The organism is uncultured Sphingosinicella sp. (genome assembly GCF_963974575.1).
Classification (GTDB): Bacteria; Pseudomonadota; Alphaproteobacteria; order Sphingomonadales; family Sphingomonadaceae; genus Sphingosinicella.
The window spans coordinates 92,908-115,834 of sequence record NZ_CAXBBQ010000002.1 but is presented as its reverse complement, the minus strand read 5'-3'; the positions used below and the strand labels follow the sequence as shown (position 1 = coordinate 115,834).

General features: G+C 63.6%; 20 protein-coding genes and 1 tRNA gene. 8 read left to right on the top strand and 13 right to left on the bottom strand.

The genetic code is table 11. The features are described 5' to 3' along the window. Nucleotide 1: 1 nt before the first annotated feature. Complete coding sequence (gene metC, locus AAC014_RS03680; RefSeq protein WP_339704205.1) at nucleotides 2-1,174, bottom strand: cystathionine beta-lyase; 1,173 nt, start codon at nucleotides 1,172-1,174, stop codon at nucleotides 2-4. Next, nucleotides 1,171-2,007 (bottom strand): 3-mercaptopyruvate sulfurtransferase, encoded by an 837-nt coding sequence (gene sseA / locus AAC014_RS03675; RefSeq protein WP_339704203.1) that lies wholly within the window; start codon nucleotides 2,005-2,007, stop codon nucleotides 1,171-1,173. Before sseA ends, metC begins: the two co-directional genes overlap by 4 nt. Nucleotides 2,008-2,101: 94 nt before the next feature. Between sseA and queF the strand changes: the two genes are divergently transcribed. Further along, a complete protein-coding gene (queF, locus tag AAC014_RS03670; RefSeq protein ID WP_339704201.1) occupies nucleotides 2,102-2,548 on the top strand; it encodes a preQ(1) synthase in 447 nt (148 codons plus the stop codon). Here queF and AAC014_RS03665 read toward each other — a convergent pair. From AAC014_RS03665 to queC, 3 genes are read right to left on the bottom strand one after another with little or no spacing between them, the layout of a single operon-like run. Next, on the bottom strand, nucleotides 2,545-2,994 hold the full coding sequence (locus tag AAC014_RS03665) for a hypothetical protein (RefSeq protein ID WP_339704199.1): 450 nt from the start codon (nucleotides 2,992-2,994) through the stop codon (nucleotides 2,545-2,547). The two genes, queF and AAC014_RS03665, sit on opposite strands and share 4 nt — an antisense overlap. Nucleotides 2,995-3,006: 12 nt before the next feature. Further along, on the bottom strand, nucleotides 3,007-3,639 hold the full coding sequence (gene queE, locus AAC014_RS03660) for a 7-carboxy-7-deazaguanine synthase (protein WP_339704197.1): 633 nt from the start codon (nucleotides 3,637-3,639) through the stop codon (nucleotides 3,007-3,009). Further along, entirely contained in the window at nucleotides 3,636-4,337 is a 702-nt protein-coding gene (queC, locus tag AAC014_RS03655; protein WP_339704195.1) for a 7-cyano-7-deazaguanine synthase QueC, read from the bottom strand. The genes queE and queC overlap by 4 nt, the downstream gene beginning before the upstream one ends. Before the next feature lie 49 nt (nucleotides 4,338-4,386). On the opposite strand from queC, the gene AAC014_RS03650 reads away from it, so the two are divergent. Together AAC014_RS03650 and AAC014_RS03645 are read left to right on the top strand one after the other, a co-directional pair. Next, on the top strand, nucleotides 4,387-6,285 hold the full coding sequence (locus AAC014_RS03650) for an energy transducer TonB (RefSeq protein ID WP_339704193.1): 1,899 nt from the start codon (nucleotides 4,387-4,389) through the stop codon (nucleotides 6,283-6,285). A 194-nt stretch (nucleotides 6,286-6,479) separates the two neighbouring features. Continuing rightward, a complete protein-coding gene (locus tag AAC014_RS03645; RefSeq protein WP_339704191.1) occupies nucleotides 6,480-7,340 on the top strand; it encodes a LysR family transcriptional regulator in 861 nt (286 codons plus the stop codon). A gap of 140 nt (nucleotides 7,341-7,480) precedes the next feature. Here AAC014_RS03645 and parE read toward each other — a convergent pair whose 3' ends face one another. Next, nucleotides 7,481-9,457: a DNA topoisomerase IV subunit B gene (parE, locus tag AAC014_RS03640; RefSeq protein ID WP_339704189.1), complete on the bottom strand. Its 1,977-nt coding sequence runs from the start codon at nucleotides 9,455-9,457 to the stop codon at nucleotides 7,481-7,483. 39 nt (nucleotides 9,458-9,496) lie between these two features. Continuing rightward, nucleotides 9,497-10,051, bottom strand: coding sequence for a hypothetical protein (locus AAC014_RS03635; protein ID WP_339704187.1), 555 nt, complete (start codon nucleotides 10,049-10,051; stop codon nucleotides 9,497-9,499). Nucleotides 10,052-10,410: 359 nt separating this feature from the next. Here AAC014_RS03635 and AAC014_RS03630 point away from each other — a divergent pair, with 359 nt between their 5' ends. Continuing rightward, nucleotides 10,411-11,181, top strand: coding sequence for a TorF family putative porin (locus AAC014_RS03630; protein ID WP_339704186.1), 771 nt, complete (start codon nucleotides 10,411-10,413; stop codon nucleotides 11,179-11,181). Nucleotides 11,182-11,831: 650 nt separating this feature from the next. On the opposite strand, the gene glnA is transcribed toward AAC014_RS03630, so the two are convergent. Beyond that, complete coding sequence (glnA, locus tag AAC014_RS03625; protein WP_339704184.1) at nucleotides 11,832-13,244, bottom strand: type I glutamate--ammonia ligase; 1,413 nt, start codon at nucleotides 13,242-13,244, stop codon at nucleotides 11,832-11,834. Between the two features lie 52 nt (nucleotides 13,245-13,296). Continuing rightward, nucleotides 13,297-13,635: a P-II family nitrogen regulator gene (locus AAC014_RS03620; RefSeq protein ID WP_339704182.1), complete on the bottom strand. Its 339-nt coding sequence runs from the start codon at nucleotides 13,633-13,635 to the stop codon at nucleotides 13,297-13,299. A 227-nt stretch (nucleotides 13,636-13,862) separates the two neighbouring features. Here AAC014_RS03620 and AAC014_RS03615 point away from each other — a divergent pair. Next, nucleotides 13,863-13,939, top strand: a tRNA-His gene (locus AAC014_RS03615). Nucleotides 13,940-13,971: 32 nt separating this feature from the next. On the opposite strand, the gene AAC014_RS03610 is transcribed toward AAC014_RS03615, so the two are convergent. The 3 genes from AAC014_RS03610 to AAC014_RS03600 form a co-directional block, all read right to left on the bottom strand. Continuing rightward, nucleotides 13,972-18,180, bottom strand: a complete 4,209-nt coding sequence (locus AAC014_RS03610) for a translocation/assembly module TamB domain-containing protein (RefSeq protein ID WP_339704180.1) — start codon at nucleotides 18,178-18,180, stop codon at nucleotides 13,972-13,974. Further along, a complete protein-coding gene (locus AAC014_RS03605; RefSeq protein WP_339704178.1) occupies nucleotides 18,180-20,171 on the bottom strand; it encodes a BamA/TamA family outer membrane protein in 1,992 nt (663 codons plus the stop codon). Before AAC014_RS03605 ends, AAC014_RS03610 begins: the two co-directional genes overlap by 1 nt. Nucleotides 20,172-20,255: 84 nt before the next feature. Beyond that, nucleotides 20,256-20,465 (bottom strand): hypothetical protein, encoded by a 210-nt coding sequence (locus AAC014_RS03600; protein ID WP_121048184.1) that lies wholly within the window; start codon nucleotides 20,463-20,465, stop codon nucleotides 20,256-20,258. Nucleotides 20,466-20,643: 178 nt separating this feature from the next. On the opposite strand from AAC014_RS03600, the gene AAC014_RS03595 reads away from it, so the two are divergent. Then, on the top strand, nucleotides 20,644-20,826 hold the full coding sequence (locus tag AAC014_RS03595) for a hypothetical protein (RefSeq protein WP_339704173.1): 183 nt from the start codon (nucleotides 20,644-20,646) through the stop codon (nucleotides 20,824-20,826). Nucleotides 20,827-21,074: 248 nt separating this feature from the next. Further along, the gene (locus AAC014_RS03590) at nucleotides 21,075-21,716 is read left to right on the top strand and encodes a hypothetical protein (protein ID WP_339704171.1); all 642 of its coding nucleotides are present in this window, start codon (nucleotides 21,075-21,077) and stop codon (nucleotides 21,714-21,716) included. A gap of 281 nt (nucleotides 21,717-21,997) precedes the next feature. Here AAC014_RS03590 and AAC014_RS03585 read toward each other — a convergent pair whose 3' ends face one another. After that, the gene (locus AAC014_RS03585) at nucleotides 21,998-22,582 is read right to left on the bottom strand and encodes a S24 family peptidase (RefSeq protein ID WP_339704169.1); all 585 of its coding nucleotides are present in this window, start codon (nucleotides 22,580-22,582) and stop codon (nucleotides 21,998-22,000) included. Nucleotides 22,583-22,750: 168 nt separating this feature from the next. Between AAC014_RS03585 and AAC014_RS03580 the strand changes: the two genes are divergently transcribed. Beyond that, nucleotides 22,751-22,927: a hypothetical protein gene (locus tag AAC014_RS03580; RefSeq protein ID WP_293778858.1), complete on the top strand. Its 177-nt coding sequence runs from the start codon at nucleotides 22,751-22,753 to the stop codon at nucleotides 22,925-22,927.

Genomic DNA, 22,927 nt, shown 5'->3' with positions numbered 1-22,927 from the left:
GCTATCCGGCGTAACGATCGAGGGCGTCTGTCATATCGGCGATCAGATCGTCTGCGTCCTCCAGACCGCAGTGGATGCGGAGCATGGGCCCTTCGGTCTGCCACCGGGTCGCTGTGCGCTGCGGCTTCACGGGCAGTACGAGGCTTTCATAGCCGCCGAAGGAGAAGCCCATGCCGAAATGGCGGAGATTGTCCACGCAGGCGGCAAGCGCCTCGCGGCTTCCCGGTTTCAGCGCGATGGCGAACAGGCTGGCGTAGCCGCTGAAATCACGCGTCCACAGCGCGTGACCGGGATCGCCCGGGAGGCCGGGACAGATCACGCGTTCGACGGCGGGGTGCGCGGCGAGCGCCTGCGCGAGCGCCAGCGCAGTTTTGCCGTGACGTTCCATGCGGATGGCGAGCGTGCGGAGGCCCCGCAGGGCAAGGGCGCAATCATCGGGCGCGGCGGTCTGGCCGAGGCGCAGCGCGGTGTTGCGGAGATTCTGCCACGCATCCGGCGCGGCCGTGACCGATCCCATCAGCGCATCGCTGTGGCCGACCACGTATTTGGTGAGCGACTGCACCGAAAGGTCGACGCCGTGGCGGATCGCCGGGAAGAGCAGGGGGGTCGCCCACGTGTTGTCGAGGATGGAGATGATGCCGCGTTCGCGGGCGAGCGCCGCGATGGCGGGCACGTCCTGCACCTCGAAGGTCAGCGAGCCGGGGCTTTCCATATAGATCGCCTGCGTGTTCTCGCGGATCCGCTCGGGCAGGCTATCGTGGTTCGTCGGGTCGTAGAACTCGGTCTCGATGCCGGACTGCGCCAGAATCGATTTCGCCATCAGGCGCGTCGGTTCGTAGACATTGTCGGCCATCAGGACATGACCGCCCGATGATGTTGCCGCCAGCAGCGCCGTAGCGATCGCGGCGACGCCCGAGGGGAACAGGTGTGTGCCCGCCGCGCCCGGCTCCATCTCGGTCAGCGCCTCGGCGAGCGCCCATGTCGTGGGCGTGCCGCGGCGGCCGTAATAGAGCCCCGCATCGGGATTGCGCGATGCCGCCTCATAGGCATCCAGCGTCTCGAAGAGGCACGTCGAGGCGCGGTAGACCGGCGGATTGACGACGCCGTGCGTCCATTCCGGGCGGCGCCCGGCGTGGACGAGCTTCGTGGCTGGGGCGTCTTCGCCGCCGCTCACGCCGCTCCGGTCACGACGGGCGTATCCGCCTCGCCGCCCCACTCGGACCATGAACCGTCATAGAGCGCGGTCTTCTTCGCGCCGAGCAGGTGCAGCCCGAACGAGAGCACGGCGGCCGTGACGCCTGAACCACAGGTGGTGACGACGGGCTGATCCGGATCGACGCCGACCTCGCGGAACGCGCCGCGCAGCGCCTCACCCTGCTTGAACGTGCCGTCCTCGTTGAAAAGCTCGGTGTAGGGCAGGTTGAACGAGCCCGGGATGTGGCCGGGGCGGACGCCCGGGCGGGTTTCCGGCTCGTCGCCGCGGAAGCGGGCTGCGCCGCGCGCGTCGACGACCTGCTCGGCCTTGGTCTTCAGGTTTTCCTTCATCTGCGAAAGATCGCGGACCTGCGCCTTGTCCGTCCAGACGGTGAAGTGCCGGTGGCGCACGACGGGCTTGCCCGATTCCATCGCACGGCCTTCGGCCTTCCACTTCGCGAGGCCGCCATCGAGGATCGCGACTTCGTGCGCGCCGAACAGGTTCAGCAGCCACCATGCGCGCGCCGAGGAGCGCAAGGGGGAGTTGTCGTAAACGACGATGCGGCTGCCATCGCCAAGGCCGATGGCCTGCATACGGCTGGCGAACTTCTCCGCGCTCGGCACCATGTTCGGCAGGCTGGAGCTGGTATCGGAGAGTTCGCCGAGGTCCATGAACACGGCGCCCGGGATATGCGCAGCCTCGAACTCGGCGCGGGCATCGCGCGCATCAAGGAAGTAGGAGGCATCGACGATGCGCAGATCGTTTGCGCCAAGCTCTTTCGCGAGCCATTCCGTCGTTACCAGCGAATCCATGCGTTGCTCCTTGAACCTGTGTCTCAATCCACTTCCTGAATAGTCGGACGCCCCGATATTGCCAATGGCGTATGGGCGCTCTAACGCGAAACCCATGGAAACGACGCATCTCGGCAAGGTGAGTGCGCTTCCGGCCTCTCCCGAGGCCGCGAAGCTCGACTACGTGCCCAATCCGCGGCCCGAAAGCCGCTACCTCGTGCGCTTCGCGGCGCCCGAGTTCACATCGCTGTGCCCGGTGACGGGCCAGCCCGATTTTGCGCATATCGTGATCGACTATGTGCCGGACGCGCGCATCGTGGAATCGAAGTCGCTGAAGCTGTTCCTCGGGAGTTTCCGCAATCATGCGGCGTTTCACGAGGATTGCACCGTCGGCATCGGCGAGCGGCTGTTTCGCGAGATGGCGCCGCATTGGCTGCGTATCGGCGGCTACTGGTATCCGCGTGGCGGCATTCCGATCGACGTGTTCTGGCAGTCCGGCGCGCCGCCTGCCGACGTGTGGGTGCCGGACCAGGGCGTCGCGCCGTATCGGGGGCGGGGTTAGGGAGCCACGCAAGGCTTGATGATCGCGTTGATTTTTGTTCCGTAAGCCTCCCACATTTTCACCTGAGCAAGAGCCAAATCAAGCGCTTGGCGAGCGTCCGCAGGACGCCGTGGCAAAGGGGCTGGTGTCTCCGGAAGACGGGATGTCTGTAGGCATGGCGTTGATACGGGAACAAGAATGTCCCGGAGTGGTTTCTGATTTAAATTTTGAACAATTTTATTTTCTGGATCTTTTATTACGTCTGCTCCAATAAGAAATCTTAAATTTCGCTCTGCAACATCAGCATTTTCACTAGAAATTAATTGAAGTATCGCATCTCTGTTGGTACGAATTTCTTCTATTCTTTCTGCTCGCTTGTCGTTGTTGTTCGATATAATAGTGTTCCCTATTAGACCGGTCACAGCAACAAACGCAGCTACGACAAGAGGGTGCGATAATGTGCTCATGCTTGTCCCCCGTTACGGCAATCCGATCAGCTTGTGCGTCTGGAGCGACAGGCGCCATTTCGGATGGGTGAGGCAATAGTCCGTGGCGGCGGCGATGTTCCGCGCCTGCGCGGGGCCGTCCATCGGTTGCAGGAAGAAGTTGCGGAAATCGAGCTGCTCGAACATCTCCGGGCTGTTGTTCGGCTGTGGGTAGACGAGCTTCAGTTCATCGCCCGATGTTTGCACCAGCTCGGCATCCGCCTTGGGGCTGACGCAGATCCAGTCGATCCCGGCGGGCGCGGGGAGCGTGCCGTTGGTTTCGATGGCGATCGAGAATTCGCGCGCATGGAGCGCGTCGATCAGCGCGCGGTCGAGCTGCAGCAGCGGTTCGCCGCCGGTGCAGACGACGAGGCGATGCTCGGCGCCCGTGCCCCACGCCGCCGCGACGGCATCGGCGAGCGCTTCGGCATCCGCGAACTTCTCGCCGCCGGGGCCGTCCGTTCCGATGAAATCGGTGTCGCAGAAGGTGCAGACGGCCTCGGCGCGGTCGCGTTCAAGGCCCGACCAGAGATTGCAGCCGGCAAAGCGCAGGAACACGGCGCGGCGGCCGGTCTGCGCGCCTTCGCCCTGCAGCGTGAGGAAGAGTTCCTTGACGGTATAGGTCACGGCGCGGCGTAGGCGGTGGGGTCAGGGAGGCCCGCCTCCTCGAAACCCTTGTGGCGGAGGCGGCAGGCGTCGCAGCGGCCGCAGTGGAGCGGCGTGCCGTCCGCGCCCGTGGCGGGGTCGTAGCACGTCCACGTTCCGGCGATATCGACGCCCAGCCGCGTTGCCTCGCGCGCGATCCCGGCCTTGTCGAGATCGATGAGCGGCGTGTGCACCTTGAAGCGTTCGCCCTCGCTGCCCGCCTTGGTAGCGGTGGCGGCCAGCGCCTCGAACGCCGCGATGAACGCGGGGCGACAATCCGGATAGCCGGAATAATCGAGCGCGTTGACGCCGATGAAGATGTCGCGCGCGCCGATCGCCTCTGCCCACGCCAGCGCGACCGACAGGAACACGGTGTTGCGCGCGGGCACGTAGGTCGGCGGGATGACGCCGCTGTCGATGGGGCCGTCGCCCTTGGGCACGGCGATGTCGCTGGTGAGCGCCGATCCGCCGAACGCGCGCAGATCGAGCGGCAGAACGATGTGCCGCACCGCATAAACGGATGCCGCCCGCCGCGCCGCCTCCAGCTCCACGCGGTGGCGCTGGTTGTAGTCGACGGTGAGCGCGTGCACGGCATAGCTGCCTGCGCGCGCGATCGCGGCGCACGTAACGGAATCGAGTCCTCCGGAAAGAAGAACCACTGCCGGTTGCGAAGTTGTCATGGTGGCGCGATAGTCAATTCGCCGATCAGGGGCAAGTTCAGGGGTATTTATGCGCGGGCACATCTTCGCGGCGATTGTCGGGATTTGTCTTACGTCTGCAGCGGCGCAGGCACAGAAGCTGCAGGAGCGCTATGACGCCGCTGAAAAGGCGTTTGCAGCCGGGGAATACGACAAGGCGGCTACGCTGTTTGCCGAGGTGCAAGGACGCCTCGCAAAATCGCAGCGCGGCAGTACGGTGGAAGCCGATCTGCGGCGACGCATTGCCGAGACGGATATCGCGCTCGGGCGACAGGAGCGCGCGATTGCCGTGCTGGCGCCTGTCGTGTCCATTTATGCGAAGGCGCCGGGTCAGCCTTTTCTGATGGAGACGTATAGTCTTCTCGGCCGCGCCCATGAAAAGCTCGGCGAAATGCAACGGGCGACGGAGAATTATCAGGCGGCGCTGCGGCTGAACACCGATCCCGCCCGCAAGACGGTGCTGTCAATTCCGCTCGCGCGACGCCTTGTCGATGCGATGATCGAAGATTTCAAACCGATGGAAGACAAAAAGCGCAGCGGCGAACTGCTCGGCGAACTCCAGTCCTTGCGCGGACGCATAGAGCTGAATGCCGGAAATCATGCCGAGGCGCTCGACTGGTTCAAGAAGGCGGCCAAAAGCGCGGGCGGCGTTGGCATGCGGGTTTCGCTCTCCGACGTCGCGATCAGGTCCGATCTCGCGGTGGCAAGTCATCTCACCGGCGATGACGACAAGGCTTTTTACTACATCGCGATGACAGGATTGGGGCGTATGGGCGGCAAAGGGCCGCAATTCCCGGACGGAAGAGCTTTGAAACTGCCGGATTGCTCTCCGGCGTTCGGTATCGGTCCCGAGGATCTCGTCGTGCTCGATATCGCGCTTGGTGAGGACGGCCGTGTCATCAGCGCCGCGCCCATCTATTCGACGAAGCCGGGCAAGATCGAGGCGGAGTTCGTGAAAGCGGCGCGGGCATGGCGTTGGTCTGCCGAGGAGATAGAGAAGACGGAACCGTTCTGGCGGTTTTCCATCCGCATCGCGACCCGCTGCACGTTCAATACCGACCGGCGCTGGATCGGTGCCGGCTTTCTGCGTGAGCTCATAAAGGAAGCGAACGCAAAGAAACCCTTGCAGGATATCTATAGCCGCGTGGGCACCGACGCACTTCGCGCCGAGCTTGCAAGGCGCGAGGCTGCCGATGGGCCGGATGCGATGAGTCTCGTCCCGGTTCTTGCAACGCTTGCCGAGGAGGACGAGGACGGCGTCTACATCGAGCGTGCGCGGCAGATCATGGAGGCGAACGGGATTTCTTCGCGAGCGCAGGCCATTCTGGGTGTGCTTGTAGCGCGTAGCCTGATGCAGCGCGGCGGCGAGGCGCTCCAGATGCAGCCCGACGCCGGGTGGCCCGCCGATATCGTCGACTGGTTCCGTGTCGAACAGGGCCTGCAGCTCGAAAAGCGCAAGCGCAGCGATCGGGCGATACCGCTTTACACGGCGGTGTTCGAACGCGGCAATGCGAAGACTGACACACTTGCCCAGTTTGCGGCGCTGCGGCTCGCCTCGATCGCCTTTGAACGAAAAGCGCAGGAGCGCGCGTCGGGCTACCTCGCGGCAACGGGGCTGCGACCCGATCAATGCGCCCTCGTGGATGCGAGCCCCATTCCGGCAAGCACCGGCGCCAGTTCGAGCGACTACCCGCACGAAGCGTTGAACTGGGGCTTCGAGGGCTACATGGTTTCGAACTATGACATAGGCACCGACGGGAAGACGAAATCGCCGCGTATCGTGTTCGCCTATCCGCCGTTCGTGTTCGAAGAGACGATGGATCGGATCATCAGCCGCTGGCGGTTCAAGCCGATCTACCGGGAGGGCGAACAGATCGGCTGCACCGGCGCGCGCCAGACGTTTCGATTCCGCATCCCCGGCAAGAGTTGATCGGCCCAAAAGAAAAAGGCCGCCGGATACGACCGGGCGGCCTTTCAAAAAAACAGTCGGCTGGACATCCAGCTAGGGGAGGTAAGGTGTGCCGCGAGGCACAGGCCCCGTTTAGCGTGCTTATGGTAAAATTCGGGTTAACCGTGATTTTTCGCGTTTGATCGCCCGGCGCGCGCCCTGTAATCGTCGCGGCCATGAAGCGGACCCTGCTCCCACTCAACGCGCTGCGTGTCTTCGATGCGGCGGCGCGGCATCTGTCGTTCACCAAGGCGGCGGATGAGCTTGCGGTGACGCCTGCCGCCGTCGGCCAGCAGATCCGCACGCTGGAAGACGTGCTCGGCACCGTGCTGTTCCGGCGCATGACGCGGAACCTCGAACTCACCGACGAGGCGGTGCGCAGCCTGCCCGCGCTGCGCGAAGGCTTCGCGAAGCTGGAAGAGGCCGTGGCGATCATGCAGGCGGGGCAGGGCGAGGAGCGGCTGACGATTGCGGCGCCGCGCGATTTCATCGGCAAATGGCTGGCGCCGCGGCTCGGCCTCATCAAGGCATCGACGACCGCGCGGCAGGTGACGATCCTGCCCACGGAAGGGCCAGTCGATTTCAACGCCGCCAATCTCGATGCCGCGATCTTCTTCGGCGCGATGCCCGCCGAGGAGGAACTGAGCGGCAAGCTGATCGCGCCGGGCACGGTCGTGCTGGTGGCGACGCCGGAGATCGCCGCGAACGTGAAGATCGTGTCGGAAGTCGCCGCGCAGCCGCTGATCGAGCACCCGTCCGCCGACTGGCGCGGCTGGTTCGAGGCGCACGGCGTTCACATGACGGACCGCAGCGCCAGCCTCGGAGTCGCCGACGCCGGGCTCGCCATCGACAGCGCCGTGGCGGGCTACGGGATTGCGCGCGTGCCGCGGGTGCTGGCCGAGGCGGACATCGCCGCCGGGAAGCTCGCTGTCGTCATGGAGCCGAAGGTCTCGGACGAGGCATACTGGCTGATCGCGCCGAGTGCGCAGTGGCGGCAGAAGAAGGTGCGCGATCTGGTGGCGGCGCTTTCCGACTAGGGTGTGCGGGGATTCAGTCCATGGCGGGCTGCAAACGGCGGCTTTCTGCGCTTCCGGTGCTCACGTACTGTAAGTACGCTGCGCGCCGGTTCTCGAAATCCACCATTTTCGCTCCGCCCTGAACTGAATTCCCACACACCCTAAACGTCGATGGCGTCTTCTGAAACGCCGGCGGCGCGTTCCTGGATGAAATTGAAGCGGTGCTCCGGGTTGCGGCCCATCAGGCGATCGACGAGATCGACGACGGGTGCGCGCTCCTCGTAAGTGTCAGGCAGCGTCACGCGAATGAGTGTGCGCTTTGCCGGGTCCATCGTGGTTTCACGAAGCTGCATGGGCGACATCTCGCCGAGGCCCTTGAAGCGGCCGATCTCCACCTTGCCACGCCCGGAGAAGTCGCCCGCGAGCAGCTCATCCTTGTGTGCGTCGTCGCGCGCGTAGGCGACCTTGCCGCCCTGCGCGAGGCGGTAGAGCGGCGGCTGTGCGAGGTAGAGGTGGCCGTTTTTCACGAGGCCCGACATCTCCTGGAAGAAGAAGGTCATCAGCAGCGTGGCGATGTGGGCGCCGTCCACGTCGGCGTCGGTCATGATGACGACGCGGTCGTAGCGGAGCGCATCGGGGTCGAAGCGGTCGCGCGTGCCGCAGCCGAGCGCCTGGATGAGATCGGCGATTTCCTGATTGGCGCCGATCTTGTCCCGGTTCGCCGAAGCGACGTTCAGGATCTTGCCGCGAATGGGCAGGATCGCCTGCGTCTTGCGGTCGCGCGCCTGCTTGGCCGAGCCGCCCGCCGAATCGCCTTCGACGATGAAAATCTCGGTGCCATCGGGTGCGTCCGCCGAACAATCGGTGAGCTTGCCGGGGAGGCGCAGGCGGCGGCCGCTCGTTGCGGTCTTGCGCTTGATCTCCTTTTCGGCGCGGCGCTTCAGCCGCTCGTCCATGCGTTCGAGCGCGAAGCCGAGAAGCGCGCGGCCGCGCTCCATGTTGTCGGAGAGGAAGTGGTCGAAATGGTCCTTGACCGCCGCTTCCACGAACCGTGCAGCTTCGGGGCTCGTCAGCCGGTCCTTGGTCTGGCTCTGGAACTGCGGCTCGCGGATGAACACGGAGAGCATGATCTCACCGCCCGAGAGAACATCCTCGGCGGTGAGGCCTTCGCCCTTCTTCTGGCCGATCAGCCCTGCGAAACCGCGTATGCCTTTTACGAGCGCCGTGCGCAGGCCGGCCTCGTGCGTGCCGCCCGCCGGGGTGGGAATCGTGTTGCAGTAGTAGCTCGCGGAGCCTTCGCCGTAGAGCGGCCAGGCGACCGCCCATTCCGCCGAACCCTGCGTGTCCGGGAATTCGGCGCGGCCTGCGAAGAACTCGTTCGTCGCGCAGGCGCGGTCGCCGAGCTGTTCGGCAAGGTGATCGGCAAGTCCGCCGGGGAACTGGAACACGGCGGTTGCGGGCGTGTCGTCGCTGATGAGTTCCGGGTCGCACGACCAGCGGATCTCGACGCCGCGGAAGAGATACGCCTTCGACCGCGCGAGGCGGTAAAGGCGGGCAGGGCGGAACGTCGCCTTGTCGCCGAAGATTTCGGGATCGGGGTGGAAGGCGATGGTGGTGCCCCGCCGGTTGGGGGCCGCGCCGACCTTTTCGAGTTTCGATGTGGTGTGACCACGCGAATAGCGCTGGCGGTAAAGCTCGCGGTTGCGCGCGACCTCGACAACGAGCTCGTCGGAGAGCGCGTTCACCACCGATATGCCGACGCCGTGGAGACCGCCCGAGGTGGCGTAGGCCTTGCTCGAGAACTTGCCGCCGGAGTGCAGCATCGTGAAGATCACCTCGAGCGCGGACTTGCCCGGATATTTGGGGTGCGCGTCGATCGGTATGCCGCGGCCGTTGTCGGAGACCGTCAGCGTGCCGTCCGACGCGAGCGAGACCTCGATGCGGTTCGCGTGGCCGGCGACCGCTTCGTCCATGCTGTTGTCGAGCACCTCGGCGGCGAGATGATGCAGCGCGCGCTCGTCCGTGCCGCCGATATACATGCCGGGGCGGCGGCGCACGGGCTCCAGCCCTTCGAGAACTTCGATCTGGTCGGCGGTATAGTCGGTCGGGTTGGCGGCGCCCGTGAAGAGATCACTCATAGCGGCCTTATAGGCAGCGCCGGGGCAGGGGTGAAGGGTTTAGCGCGGCCGCTTGAAAAGCGCTGAAATCGTGTCGTTGTCGAGACGCCGCTCGGCGGGGTGGATGATCGCGGACAGAGATTCGATACGCCTGCGCACCTGCTCCGCCAGCGCCGCGCGCGCGTGGTCTGCGGCCTCGCCCTCAAGCGGGCGCAGATCGGCAAGGCCGTTCAGGATGAACGCCGAAAGATCGCCGCTGAGACGGTCGAAGCGGCGGCGGACGGAGGCGGGGGAGAGCGCATAGGCTTCGATGACGAGTGCCGAGTCGCGCAGATGGCTTGCCTCGAAATGTTCAACGTAATCGCGCGGGAACCAGGCGTCGAGCTCGCGGCGGAGCGCGGCGTCGTGGCCGGCGACGTCGATGAGCATGAGCACTTCGTTGAATTGATTGAGAAAGTCGCTGGCAAGGCCGGTGTGCGGGTCTATGCCGGTAATGGCTTCGGCGGCGATGTCCGCGATGCGCGAGGCGAGGGCTTCGGTCATGTCGGGCGGAAGCGCGGCGACGTTCCGATAAGGCTCGCTCACTGTCCAACCGCCTGCGTCTGCGTCCATCATCCCTGTCTCTTAGGCGGCAGGCGTGAAAAACGCCTTAAACGTCAACACCGTCGCTTTTTTCACAGGAGATGAATTTTTGCGTTGCAACATGTCGTGCTGCGATGCAATATGATCATGCCTATATGGCAATCCTCCCCAAGGATTTGACTAGAGGGTCGGCGGTGACGCCGGCCCTTCTTTCTGTCTGGATTCAGACTGTTGCGTGAAAGCATCAGCTGCGTTGCAACTTTGTGACCACGGGGGCGAAACCGCTTGTGCGTCGCCGCAGCGTGGTCAACACTCTCCCTTGAAGCACGTGCTTCGGAACGACCCCTCCCAGGGCGAGCAGCGATCACAGCTGAAATGAAGGTGGAGGAATGATGAAAAAGGGAATTGGCAGCCGCGCGATCTCGACGACCGTGCTTGCGGCTGCAACGCTTGTCGGCAGCCTCGCAGTGGCGGCTCCGGCCTTCGCGCAGGACGCTGAAGCGACCAGCGATTGGGAAATCTCGGGCAACGCGGGCGTTTTCTCGCAGTACCGCTGGCGCGGTATTTCGCTTTCGGATGAAGAAGTGGCCTTCCAGGGCGGTATCGACGTCGCGCATTCGAGCGGCTTCTATGTCGGCACGTGGGGTTCGAGCCTCGCAGGCTATGGCACCTACGGCGGTGCGAACGCTGAAATCGACGTCTACGCGGGCTATGCCGGCGAAGCGGGCGGCTTCGGCTACGACATCGGCGCGATCTGGTATCTCTATCCGGGCACCAGCGGCACGGACGTGGTGGAAGTCACGGCCTCGCTGAGCAAGGAACTCGGTCCGGTCGGCGCCACGGTCGGCGTCGCCTACGCCCCGAAGCAGGATTCGCTCGGCAACGACGACAGCTTCTACCTGTATTCGGATTGGTCGGCCGCGATCCCGAACACGCCGGTCTCGCTGAATGCGCACGTCGGCTACACCGACGGTTCGCTTTCGATCGACCGCGGGTTCTCGACCGACGGCGACTATCTCGATTGGTCGCTCGGCGCGTCGGTCTCCTACGACAAGCTGACGCTCGGCGTCTCCTACGTCGATACGGACGTCAAGGGCGGTGACCCGTCGATCAACACGATCACGGACGCAGCCATCGTGGTCTCGCTAACCGCGGCGTTCTGATCCGATACTCTAATCGTCACGGGGAAAGCCCCGGAAGTCTCAGGACTTCCGGGGCTTTCTTTTTTGGGAAGACGCAGGTGCCGCTTTTTTTCGTCCCTCTATCGGCATAACGGCGAAGGCCGATATCCATGCAACCGTGGTTATGGGCCCCGGCCTTCGCCGGGTGACGGTGGGTTGCTGCCTCGCTTGCGGTTGATTGCTAGCGTATGCAAAATGCGGTCAGGGAGAGGCGTTTTGCGGTCCGGGCGAATAGCATTGGCATTGGGTGCGACAATAATTGTCGTTGCGGGCACGCTTTTGTTCACGGGCAGCGTTGTATTCTTCGATCCCAATCGCGAGGTCGTGTCCGCTCAGATCGTGGATGGTTTTGGAAGACGGCAAAATCTGATGAGTGTTGGTTTCGCCTATGTTGGATTGCCAAAATTCGAAGGCTCAGTGCAACTCAAATGCGCGCACGGTAAGACCGTTCGAATTGGCTACGTCACTCCGGGAGCGCCGACGTGGCAACGAATGGGGAAGAACGGCGAGTGTCTACCGCGACCAACCATATTTCCCGCTGAACGGCTCCCTGAGCCGCAAAACAACAGTACCCCAAAATGAAAAGGGGCCCGCGCTTTCGCGCGAGCCCCTGAACGGCCCAAATCCCCCGATCAGGCCGAATAGTACATGTCGAATTCGACGGGCGACGGCGCCATTTCCCAGCGCTGCACTTCGTGCATCTTCAGGTCGATGAAGCTGTCGATCATCTCGTCGGTGAATACACCGCCGCGCGTGAAGACCTTGCGGTTCTTGTCGAGGTTGACGAGCGCCTCGCGCAGCGAGCTGCACACGGTCGGAACCTTCTTCAGCTCCTTCGGCGGAAGGTCGTAGAGGTTCTTGTCCATCGGCTGGCCGGGGTGGATGCGGTTTTCGATACCGTCGAGGCCGGCCATCAGGATCGCGGCGTAGCAGAGGTACGGGTTCGCCGTGGCGTCCGGGAAGCGGAACTCGACGCGGCGGCTCTTCGGGCCCGTGCCGTAGGGAATACGGCAGGAGGCCGAACGGTTGCGGCTGGAATAGGCCAGCAGCACCGGCGCTTCGAAGCCCGGGACGAGGCGCTTGTAGCTGTTCGTCGAGGGGTTCGTGAACGCATTCAGCGCCTTGGCGTGCTTGATGACGCCGCCGATGAAGAACAGCGCGGTTTCCGAAAGACCGGCGTAACCGTCGCCCGAAAACAGCGGCTTGCCCTTCTTCCAGATCGAGATGTGCGTGTGCATTCCCGAGCCGTTGTCGTCCTTGATGGGCTTGGGCATAAATGTTGCCGTTTTGCCATAGGCGTGCGCGACGTTGTGCACGACATACTTGTAGATCTGCATCCGGTCGGCGGTCTGTACGAGCGTGCCGAAGGTGAGGCCAAGCTCGTGCTGCGCTGCAGCAACTTCGTGATGGTGCTTGTCCATGGGCAAGCCCATTTCGAGCATCACGGAGACCATTTCCGAACGCAGATCGTGGCACGGATCGACCGGCGCGACGGGGAAGTAGCCGCCCTTGGCGCGCGGACGGTGGCCCATGTTGCCTTCGTCGTACTCGCGACCGCTGTTGGTCGGCAGCTCGATGTCGTCGATCTTGTAGCCCGCGCCGGCGTAGCCGTTTTCGAAGCGCACGTCGTCGAAGACGAAGAATTCGGCTTCAGGACCGACATAGGCGGTGTCGCCGACGCCGCTGTTGCCGAGGAACGCTTCGGCGCGCTTGGCGACCGAGCGCGGATCGGAGCCGTAGAGCTCGCCCGTCGCCGGATCGACGACGTCGCAGAACACGATCAGCATCGGCGTCGCCGAGAACGGATCGACATAGACCGCGTCGAGGTCAGGCTTCAGGATCATGTCGGACTCGTTGATGGCCTTCCAGCCGTCGATCGACGAGCCGTCGAACATGATGCCGTCGGTCAGCATGTCTTCGTCGATCACGCCCGAGCACATCGCCATGTGGTGCCATTTGCCCCGGATGTCGGTGAAGCGGACATCGAGCCACTCGATCTCCTGGTCCTTGATCATCTTCAGAATGTCGGCTGGTTTGTTCGCCATTACTCGCCTTCCTTTTTTAACCCTGCTGCTGTGGTTGTGTTCGAATGATGCTTCAGATGGCTTCGCTGTCGCGCTCGCCGGTACGGATGCGGTAGGCCGACTCGATCGTCGACACGAAGATCTTGCCGTCGCCGATGCGGCCGGTTTTGGCGGCACCCGCAATGGCTTCCACGGTGCGCTCGACAATGCCGTCGTCGACGACGACCTCGAGCTTCACCTTGGGGAGAAAGTCCACGATATATTCGGCACCGCGATAAAGCTCGGTATGGCCCTTCTGGCGGCCAAAACCCTTGGCCTCGACAACGGTGATGCCCGACACGCCGACTTCGTGCAGCGCTTCCTTCACCTCATCAAGCTTGAAGGGCTTGATGATCGCCTCGATTTTTTTCACCTGGCTTTACCCCTTGAACGAATTCGATCTGCCCCGGATGGGGTATTGCCTTCGCGTAACGCATGATCCGTGCCAGATGCCGCAGCGCGGCAAAGCGCATTTTCAGGCCGTCTCCTGATCGAATGCTGCACGACTTCCGGGCATCTTGCCTAAAAATTCAGCAGGGGCATGTGCCTCGCTTGACGGCAGGCCGGGGCGCCCGTATGTGCGCATCCTCATCGCGCGTGGCGACCGTAGCTCAATTGGTTAGAGCGCCGGTTTGTGGTACCGGAGGTTGCGGGTTCAATCCCCGTCGGTCGCCCCAGTTTTCTTGCTTTTCGGCGCTTTTCAGAGATCTCAATAATCCTTCGACCAGCGCAGGTTGACGCTGGTGCCGCCGAGCGTCGCGACCGACGAGAGGATCGAGAGCGCGCGCGTCAGCTCCACTTCGAGCTGCGTCGCGGTGTAGCCCTGCGCGTCGGTGGCGACCTCCACGTAGACGCGGTCGGTGAGGTATTCGCCCGCCGCAACGGCGGTTTTCTGGCCGGTGAGCTGGTTCGCTTCCATGATACGCAGCCGATCGAGCCCGACAGCGCGGCGCACGGCGTTGATCGGGTTGATACCGCCGCCGCCGCCCTGCAGCGAGGCGACCGCGCCTGCAAGCTGGAGCGCTTCGGGTGCGGAGAGGTTCGAGATCGAGGTGCCGAAGAGCACGCGCGAGAGCACCTCGTCCTGCGGCAGCGCCGGGATCGACGAGAAGGCGATCTCGGGACGCTGACCGGTGCCGCGGATGGTGATCGTAGCGGTGAGGCCTTCGACGCGCGCCTCGGCGGCGATGTCCACCACCGGATCGGGCGGATAGGTGCCGGTGAAGCGCAGTTCGCCGCGTGTCAGCCGGAAGGTCTTGCCTGCGAACTCGTAGTCGCCGCGCACGAGTTCGGCGACACCGCCGATGCGCGGCGCGGTTGCCGACCCCTTGATATCGAGGTCCGCCGACCATTCCGAATCGAGGCCCATGCCGCGGACCATGATCTCGTTGTTGCCCTTTGCCTTCACGTCGAGCTGCCAGACGGTGGGCTCCGCCGCGCCTTCGGCGACGACGGGTTCCGCCCGCAGGAGCTCCGCGTTCTTTTCGCGCACGCGGAGCGTGGGAACCTCGACTTGCGCGGTCTGCCCGATATTGAAGCGGGCACGGTCGATATTCACGTTGCCCGAAATGATGGCGCCTTCGGGACTGTTGCTGATCCTCAAGGGTCCGCTTGCTGTCGCCCGTAAGTCGTCGCGATTGAGGATCAGTGCCGATTTCATCACCATCGCGATCTCGATGGGGAAACCACGCGCAAACGAAAGGTCGATGCCGCCGCTGCCGGAAATAGAGCCCGTACCCGCAGTTCCCGAAAACTCGGTGAGTTCGAGGCGCGAGCCCGTGAAACGGCCCGCGAGGCGAATATTGTCCACGACCGTGCCAGTGATCGCGCTTTCGATGCGTGATGCCCGCGACCGTACGATGCCGGTGAGCGAGGGGTCGCCAAGCTCGCCGTTGATCTCCAGCGCCACCGCGATGTTGCCGCGTACGCTGAGCGCGCCGACGCCGGTCAAGGGCCAGAGCATCTCGGCGGGGCCGCGCCAGCGGAGCTGGCCGGAGATCGGCGCCTTCATCAGGCGGTCGAGCCAGGGATCGTCGATACTGCCGGGGATTGAGAGCAGGCGCCCCTGCAGGATGCCGAGGCGCTGGCCGTTATCGAGGAAGGCGGCGCGCATCACCGCCTTGTTGGCCTCGAGCTGCGCGACGACGGCGAGATCGACGGGCTTCGAGAAAGCCTCGGTCGCGCGCGTGAAATCGGTGACGCGCAGCTTTGCCGTGCCGCGCGGGAGGCCGCCCGACGGGAAGATCATGTCGATGCGGCCGCTCGCAGTGCCTGTGAAGTTCATGCCCGGTAGCGCGAGCTGAAGCAGGCCGAGACCGGCGGCATTGAGATCGGTGGTGAGGCTGATCGTGTCGCCGAACGTTCCGCTGATCTTGGCCGAGCCCGACGGCAGGTTGAGTACGACGGACGCGAGGTGCCAGCCGTCTTCCGTGCGATCAAGACGCGCGGGGGCGGCGAGCGCGAACGCCTGGCGTGCGATCGTGCCCTGGCTGGTGATGATGATGCTTTCGGGATCGAAGCTCGCGGCAAGATCGAACGTGAAGGGGGCGCCGCGCTCGCCGGTGGCGATGAGCGCGGCGGTGCCTTCGCCCGCCTGCATTTCAAGCGTGCCCTTCAGCGTTTTCAGCAGCAGCGCCGACTGCTTCAGGCCTTCGATATCGAAGCGTCCCGAGATTTCGGCGCCGGCCTCCCGGAGCACGATGTTGCCGTCCACCCAGCCGCGCCGGATGGTGGTGCCGCCGCCGAAATCGAGCCGCGCAGCGCGCGCACCGAGATTGGCGTCGATGCGCTGTACGCCGTCTTCGGGCGACAGGCGGATCTTGCCCGAGATGCCGGCGCCGCGCACATCAAGCACGCCCGAGACCGCCGGGGCGCCATCGACGGCGCGGAGCGGGCCTGCCGCCGTGAGCCCGGCGATCTCGGCGGCTTCGATGTCGTAGACCGTCTGCGCGCCGGTAAGGATGCGGCCGTGCGCCCGCGCCGGGCCTGCGACCGTATCGGCAAGCGCCGTGAAGGCGTAATTCTCGCCCTGCGGCGTGAAGGTGGCGCGAATATCGCGAAGCTCGATGCCTGCTGCGTAGCTCTTGACGCGGATCCGCGCTTCGGGGCGCGTCACGAGGCCGCCGAGTTCCACGTCCATCGGGCCGTAGCGCTCCGAAACGGCGTTGCCGGTGAAGCGGATGCGTTGGTCCATCGCATAAGTGCCGCGCCCGGTGACGCGCATGTCGGGCGAGGTGAGCACGGCGTTCGTGAACGTGACGAGGCCGTCGGGCGTGCGGACGATATTGGCGACGACGCGCGGATTGCCCTGGAAGAGGAAGGCCAGCAGGCCGTTATCGAGCCGCGTCATCGCGGCGTCGGCCTTGCCGCTGATCCGCAGGCGATTGCCGGCGCGCGCATCGGGTTCGAACAGCAGCTTCGCCTTGATGTCCGCCATGCCGAGACCGGGGATGACATAGCGCGGCACCGAGCCGTCGGCGTTCACGCTGTAGCGGCCCGTGCGTGTTTCGATGTTGAGGTCGGCGGTCGCGGTCACGCGGTCACTCGAAATCTTGAGGCCCTTGCCGACGATGTTGGGGCCGTCGAGCGCAACGACGCCGGTGATGCGCGGGTTGGTGGCGAGCGCTTCGACGAGTTCGCCGAGCCCGGTGACGCGAAGCGCGCGCGCCTCTACCGGAACCGCGAGCTTGTCCTTCGGAAGCTCTCCCTTGCCCGTCACTTCGACACGGTCGAGACGCGTGGTGCCGATGGCGAGCCAGTTGGCGGACAGGCGATAATCGACGAGAGGGCGCGAGAGCGGGCCATCGAGCGTCATGGCAAGGCGCATGTCGTCCGCCGTCATCGTCGAGATCAGCGCCTTCGGCTGACGCACGGAAGCGCCGACGGAGACGGTGCGGAAACGGGATTCAGCGAGATCCACAGCGCCGTCCAGCTCAAGCCCTACCGACGGCGAGACGATCGAGGCGCGACCTTCGATGACGCGCTCGGCGATTGTCGCGGCGGCATCCACCTCGATCGAGGGCGAGCCGAATTTGCGGACGATGCCGCCGATGGCAAGGCCGGGGGAGGCGGTGCCCTTCAGCGCGAAACGGCCATCGTCGGCGCTGAGCGCGAGGTCCATGAGCGGGGCGTCGCCGAGCGTGCCGACGGCCGTGCCGCGCCACTTCTGCCAGCTGCCTTCGCCTTCGATCGTGGCGACGAGCGGCTGATCGAGGCCGAGGATGCCGCCGACGACGCCGCCTGCGGGCGCCACGAGGCGGCCTTCGATGTCGAACACCTTGTCGTCAGGACGGGCATCGACGCGGGCGACGAGCGCGTCGCCGCCGGTGCGTGAGGACGCGCGCAGTGCGGCGAGGAGGCGGCCGCTCGCGATGTCGGCGCCGCCGTTCGCGGAGATCTGGTGGCGCTTGCCGAGAACCGGGGGTTCGAGGGTCAGATTGCCGATCTCGAAGCGCCCGACATAGATGTCGTAGTTCGGGAGGATAGGCTTTTCCTCCCCGCTCGGGATCAGCTTGGGTATCTTGAGCAGCCGCGCCTCGGGCACGACAAGCTTCACGATATGGAGCCGGCGGCTGAACACTGCCTGCGGGCGCCAGTCGAGCTCGACGCGCGGGGCTTCGAGGAAGCGGCCTTGCGGATCCGACAGGGTGAGGCCGTGGACGACGGCGGCGCCGTAGAGCGAGCCGTCGATCCGGTCGATGCCGATGCGCAGCCCGGATTCGGGCGCAAGGCCCATGACGCGCGCGACGAGCCAGACGCGGCCCCTGTCCGTGTCGAGCACGGTCAGTGCGGCAGCGATGAGGAGCGCGAGGCCGACGGCAATGGCGGAGAGCCAGAGGAAACCGCGCATCGCATAGGTCCAGAACGGGCGGCTCAGCACCTCGTCCTCGATCTCTTCGATGATGCCGTCGCGTTCCATCAGAAGGCCTGCCCAATGGAGACGTAGACGGCGACGCGGGAGTCACCCTTCTGCCGATTGAGCGGGGTTGCGACGTCGATGCGGACGGGGCCGAAGTTCGTGTAGTAACGCGCCCCGATACCGGCGCCGAACTGCAGGTCGCGGAAGCGCGGGTAGGGGCGCGTATCGATCTGGCCCGCGTCGATGAAGGGCACGATACCGAAATTGCCGAAGCGGTAGCGCGCCTCGAGACTGAACTCCATCAGGCTGCGCCCGCCGAGCGGATCGCCGTCGGCATCCTGCGGCCCGACGTCCTGATAGCCATAACCGCGCACCGATCCGCCGCCGCCCGCATAGAAACGGCGCGATGGCGCAATGCGCGAGCGCGTGGCGCCGAAGATCGTGCCGACGCGCGCGCGTCCGGCGAAGACGAGCTTGTCCTCCATCATCGGCAGGTAGGCCGAACCATCCACCTGCGCGCGCGTGTAACCAAAGAACCCGTTCTGGAACGAGGCTTCCGGGCTGGCCCAGCCCGTGAGCCGGAACCCGCGTTTGGGATCGAGCAGGTCGTCGGTGCCATCATAACCGATCTGTATCGGCGCAGCGACGATGAGGAAGGTACGAAGCGGCGCGAATCCGGGTGCGATGCGCAGGCTGCGGTCGCGCTCTTCGGAGGCCTGCAGCTCGGCGCCAAACCGGTAGGTCCAGGCTTTCTGCCAGATGAGATTGGTTTCGCGCTCGATGAAGGCGCCGAGACCGAGCGTGCGCGCATAATAGGCCTCGCGGTCCTCGACGCTCGCCTCGACCCGCGCGGCGAGCGTGCGGTCGCGCTGCTTCCAGTTCGAACGGCGCAGATCGGCGGAAAGCCGCTGTTCCTGCGTGCCGAGCACGCCGCGGAACGTGACCTGCCCTTGCGGCCGAATGAGGTTCCGGTGCTGCCAGCTCGCCTCGACGCGGAAACCGTCGGTCGTGCTGTAACCGACCTGCCCGGCCAGCGTGCGCTGCGGGGCAGGGGTGAGCGCGACGACGAGATTCACGGGCGTCGTGCCGTCGGCCTGCGGCGGCTGGCGTTCCGGCGTGATGCTGACCGTGCTGACGAGACCCGTGGCGATGAGCGCACGGCGAAGGTCTTCGATCTCGCGCGTGTCGTAGGGGTCGCCCGGCTTGAAGCGGGCGAGGCGCCCGATGTGCTTGGCGCTGAACAGCGGGTCGCCATCGACGCGAATTTGGCCGAAGCGGGAATTGTCGCCGAGCTTCACATTCAGCGCGTAGGTCGCCGTGCGCGTATCGTGATCGACGACGATGTCCGGGTTTTCAACGTCCGCGAACGGAAAGCCGCTCTCGCCGAGGCCGAGGCGAAGCCGGTCCAGCGCCGCGTTGAAATCGTTGGCGACGAGCGGCTGCTTTTCCTGGAGCTTGAGTTTCTGCTCGATGAGTGCGCGCTCGGCCTCATCGTCCACGTTGATCTGGATTTCGCCGAGCGTATAGCGCGGCCCCGTATCGACCGCGGCGGTGACCTGAACGCGGCCGTCGCGCGCGGCGGGATCGACCTCGATCGCGATCTCCGGATCGTAATAGCCCTCTGCGCGGAGCAGGCGCATCAGCAGTTCGGTATCGGTGCGCGCGCGGCGCTGAAGCTCGGCGAGCGAAGGCACGGTTTTGCCGCGCCCCGCATAAAGCGCTGAAAGCGACTTGAAGGCGTCGGCGACCTTAAGCCGGCCGATCGGTCCCAATTCGAAATCATAGCGAATGTCGACGGGCGCTTCCTGCGCCTCCAGCGCGACGTCGGCGTCGGCGGCCTCTTCCGCGAAGAGGTCTTTCCATTCGCCTTCGATCTCGGGAAGCTCCGGGAGTGGAACGCGGGGGCTCGTTCTCTGCTCGTCAGCGTCAGCGCCAGTGTCGGGGGATGCTGTTTCGCCCGATGCGGGGGTGGCAGGCTGCTGCGCCGCCGCCGGCGACGACAGGAAGAGCGCAATAGCCGTGATACTGGTGCCGATCAGCGCTCGATACATTACACGGGTCTAGCCGAAGCCGGCCCCGCGCCGGTAGGGGAATCTTGCTGGCTTTCCGCCTCGGCCTATCGGCTCATCGACGGATCAGTGCACTTCGCCGACGACGTCCTCAAGCTGGAGCAGCATGATGGCACGCTCGACCTGCCGCCAGCGGCAGAAAAGGTTGAGATTGCCGGAATCGCGGTAGCGATCGGCGATGGTCGCGGCTTCGACGACAGCGTCGTCCCCGAACTTGGCGATCAGGCTCGAGGCATCCTCGAGCGAACCGCGATCATGTATGGCAAGCAATTGCATTGGAGATTACCCCCGCCTATCCTGTTCCTGCACCGTCTCCAGCAAGGCCGATGCCAGAAGCCAATCACCTGAATTCAAAAGGCTTTTATTGTTTCGCTGTCTGCATGGCATGTGCGGCCTGTTTCAGGACGGGACAGTTGGCGCAGAAATCGACCTGAAGGTATCGAAGGAATGAGAAATGCAGGCTGAACGGCCGGGGCAAAGCCAAAGCTCTCCCGCAGGGCTGTTCATCGCACTGGGGCTCTTTGCAGGCACGGGATTCGGCATCGCCTGGCATCAGGCCATGCTTGGGGCCGTCATCGGCATGGGTGCCGGAATTCTGCTTGCGGTTTTGTGGACGGTTTTCCGGCGAAAGCGCTGAGCTTTAGGGTGTGTGGGGATTGGCCCATACCGGGCCTGATTGTTCCACGGAGACAAGAGGCAGCTCACGGCGCGCCGAGCAGACGCGCACGCTCTGTTGGCAGGCGTCTCCGGGCATGGCGGTCTTTGCCGAGATCGAAACGGACACGCGCCGGATCATACAGTATTTTCTGTCGCCGATCGCAAAAGCGACCAGAGAGGCAGGGAGAGAACGGTGAGTTCAAATAATAACAAAATTTGGATCCGAAAATGCTATTAAAACTCTGGCCTATCGGTGGAATTTTTCTTTCCACATGCGGTGCTGAAAAGAAAAAAGAAATTCCTCAAATTCACGTTCTGCCAAGTGTGCCAAAACTGAAATCGTACCTTCCTGCCCATCCCGGGGATATGGATATTTTTCCAGAAAGTCATATATGTGAGCGTATTAGTATTGATCCTAGATTGGAATATTATTTAAAAACAAATAAAATAGAAAATGGCGCCGTTGTTGGCGCCGCTCTAAATAAGAAATTAAATCAATCTAGTATTGGTCATTTCATAGCAGGAACAAAAATAAGAAGATGGCATAGAGTGTCTAAACATTCCAAAGAATTTTATATAGATGAATTTAAAAAATATTGCTCAAAATACGAGGAAAAAACCTTGTATATTGATACCAATGTAAAATTGGATGAAAATAACACGCCATATAAAATTGAAGCATCTATACGTCAAAAAAATAAAGAATGGAAAAACGTGTATAGGCCAGGCACTGAAAGATTTATTGCTACAGAGGCGGATGAAACGGGTAAGTTAGTAGGAGAAAGGGGTGAAGTTACAGCAATAAAAAATGATGTATATAAAATTGGTTTAGATTTTTTATCATTCCTAAATCAAGATAAGGGACATTGAGAAATGTCGGGCCGCAATTCCATCGATATCTGATGGTTATCAATTGTCCGTAGGTGACGATTGGAATGGCGCCATATCATTTTCGTTTGTTTTTGGGAGCTTGTCGGCAAGATCGTGACCTTCCCTGGTAACAAGCGCGGCGAGGTCCATGCCACGCTCCACCGCGCTCACGGTCATTCTGGACTTCGTCGGACGCGTGCTCGCAATGTTACGGCAAAAGCGGTATCGTGTTTTCGAAATCCACCGTTTTCGTCTTGGCCTGAACCGAAACTCTATACATCCTACCGCAGTTCGCGGCCCACCCAGATCACGCGGCCCACGATATCGAGGCTTTTGGGCGGACAATCCTCCCAGTCGGGCCAGCCCGGGTTGTCGCTCTTGATGGCGATGCCCTGTGTCGCCGGGTTCCGCGTCAACCGCTTCACGACCATGTTGCCGCCGCTGCGCAGCGCATAGATGCCGTCGCGCAAGGTTGCAGCGCCATCGGCCGTGTCCACGAGCACGGGGTCGCCGTGTGAAAGCGTCGGATGCATCGCGTCGCCCGCGATGCGCAGCACCGAAAGTGCCTGCGGATTGCCGCTGCACAGCCCGGTGAGCCAGCGTGTCTGAAAGGCGAGCGCAGCCTCTGGCGCCTCTCCGGCAGAATCCAGACAGGGGATGAGCAGATAGTCTTCTGCCGCCGCGCCCTCGGCGGCGTGTGCGATGACGGCCCGACCGACGCGGGACTCAGGGCCGCCAAGCACGTGCTCCGGCACATCGAAATGGCGCGCGAGCGTGCGCCGATCATCCTCGTCGAGCTTGCGGGGCACGCCGCGCCGGATGAACTGCTGAATATAGGTGGGATTACGGCCAATGAGGCGCGACACCGACGCGTAGTCTTCTCCGCGGGTGTGAATCAGCGTGTCGAGTGTTCGGCGAACCGCGGCGGCGTTCAGGGCATGCCTCCCTCGGGAAAATAATGATCGTTTTTATCCTAGACTTGTAGGAAATCGCTTCATAGTTGTTTTTTTCCTACAGGAAATGGGAGAAAAGCAATGTCGCTGTTGTTTCAAATCGAACGTTGCCTGAAACGCACACGTCTGACGCCCACGCGCTTCGGGCGAAACGCTCTCGGCGATCCTCGGCTGGTGTTCGATCTCCGGCGCGGACGCGAGCCGCGACCCCGCACGATGGCGCGCATCGAGGCCTATATTCGTGGGCTCGGCGCCTGA

Coding starts and splice junctions, on each gene's coding strand:
- sseA (WP_339704203.1), bottom strand. CDS start 2,007: ATGGATTCGCTGGTAACGACGGAATGGCTCGCGAAAGAGCTTGGCGCA.
- queF (WP_339704201.1), top strand. CDS start 2,102: ATGGAAACGACGCATCTCGGCAAGGTGAGTGCGCTTCCGGCCTCTCCC.
- AAC014_RS03665 (WP_339704199.1), bottom strand. CDS start 2,994: ATGAGCACATTATCGCACCCTCTTGTCGTAGCTGCGTTTGTTGCTGTG.
- queC (WP_339704195.1), bottom strand. CDS start 4,337: ATGACAACTTCGCAACCGGCAGTGGTTCTTCTTTCCGGAGGACTCGAT.
- AAC014_RS03650 (WP_339704193.1), top strand. CDS start 4,387: ATGCGCGGGCACATCTTCGCGGCGATTGTCGGGATTTGTCTTACGTCT.
- AAC014_RS03645 (WP_339704191.1), top strand. CDS start 6,480: ATGAAGCGGACCCTGCTCCCACTCAACGCGCTGCGTGTCTTCGATGCG.
- parE (WP_339704189.1), bottom strand. CDS start 9,457: ATGAGTGATCTCTTCACGGGCGCCGCCAACCCGACCGACTATACCGCC.
- AAC014_RS03635 (WP_339704187.1), bottom strand. CDS start 10,051: ATGATGGACGCAGACGCAGGCGGTTGGACAGTGAGCGAGCCTTATCGG.
- AAC014_RS03630 (WP_339704186.1), top strand. CDS start 10,411: ATGAAAAAGGGAATTGGCAGCCGCGCGATCTCGACGACCGTGCTTGCG.
- glnA (WP_339704184.1), bottom strand. CDS start 13,244: ATGGCGAACAAACCAGCCGACATTCTGAAGATGATCAAGGACCAGGAG.
- AAC014_RS03610 (WP_339704180.1), bottom strand. CDS start 18,180: ATGGAACGCGACGGCATCATCGAAGAGATCGAGGACGAGGTGCTGAGC.
- AAC014_RS03605 (WP_339704178.1), bottom strand. CDS start 20,171: ATGTATCGAGCGCTGATCGGCACCAGTATCACGGCTATTGCGCTCTTC.
- AAC014_RS03600 (WP_121048184.1), bottom strand. CDS start 20,465: ATGCAATTGCTTGCCATACATGATCGCGGTTCGCTCGAGGATGCCTCG.
- AAC014_RS03595 (WP_339704173.1), top strand. CDS start 20,644: ATGCAGGCTGAACGGCCGGGGCAAAGCCAAAGCTCTCCCGCAGGGCTG.
- AAC014_RS03590 (WP_339704171.1), top strand. CDS start 21,075: ATGCTATTAAAACTCTGGCCTATCGGTGGAATTTTTCTTTCCACATGC.
- AAC014_RS03580 (WP_293778858.1), top strand. CDS start 22,751: ATGTCGCTGTTGTTTCAAATCGAACGTTGCCTGAAACGCACACGTCTG.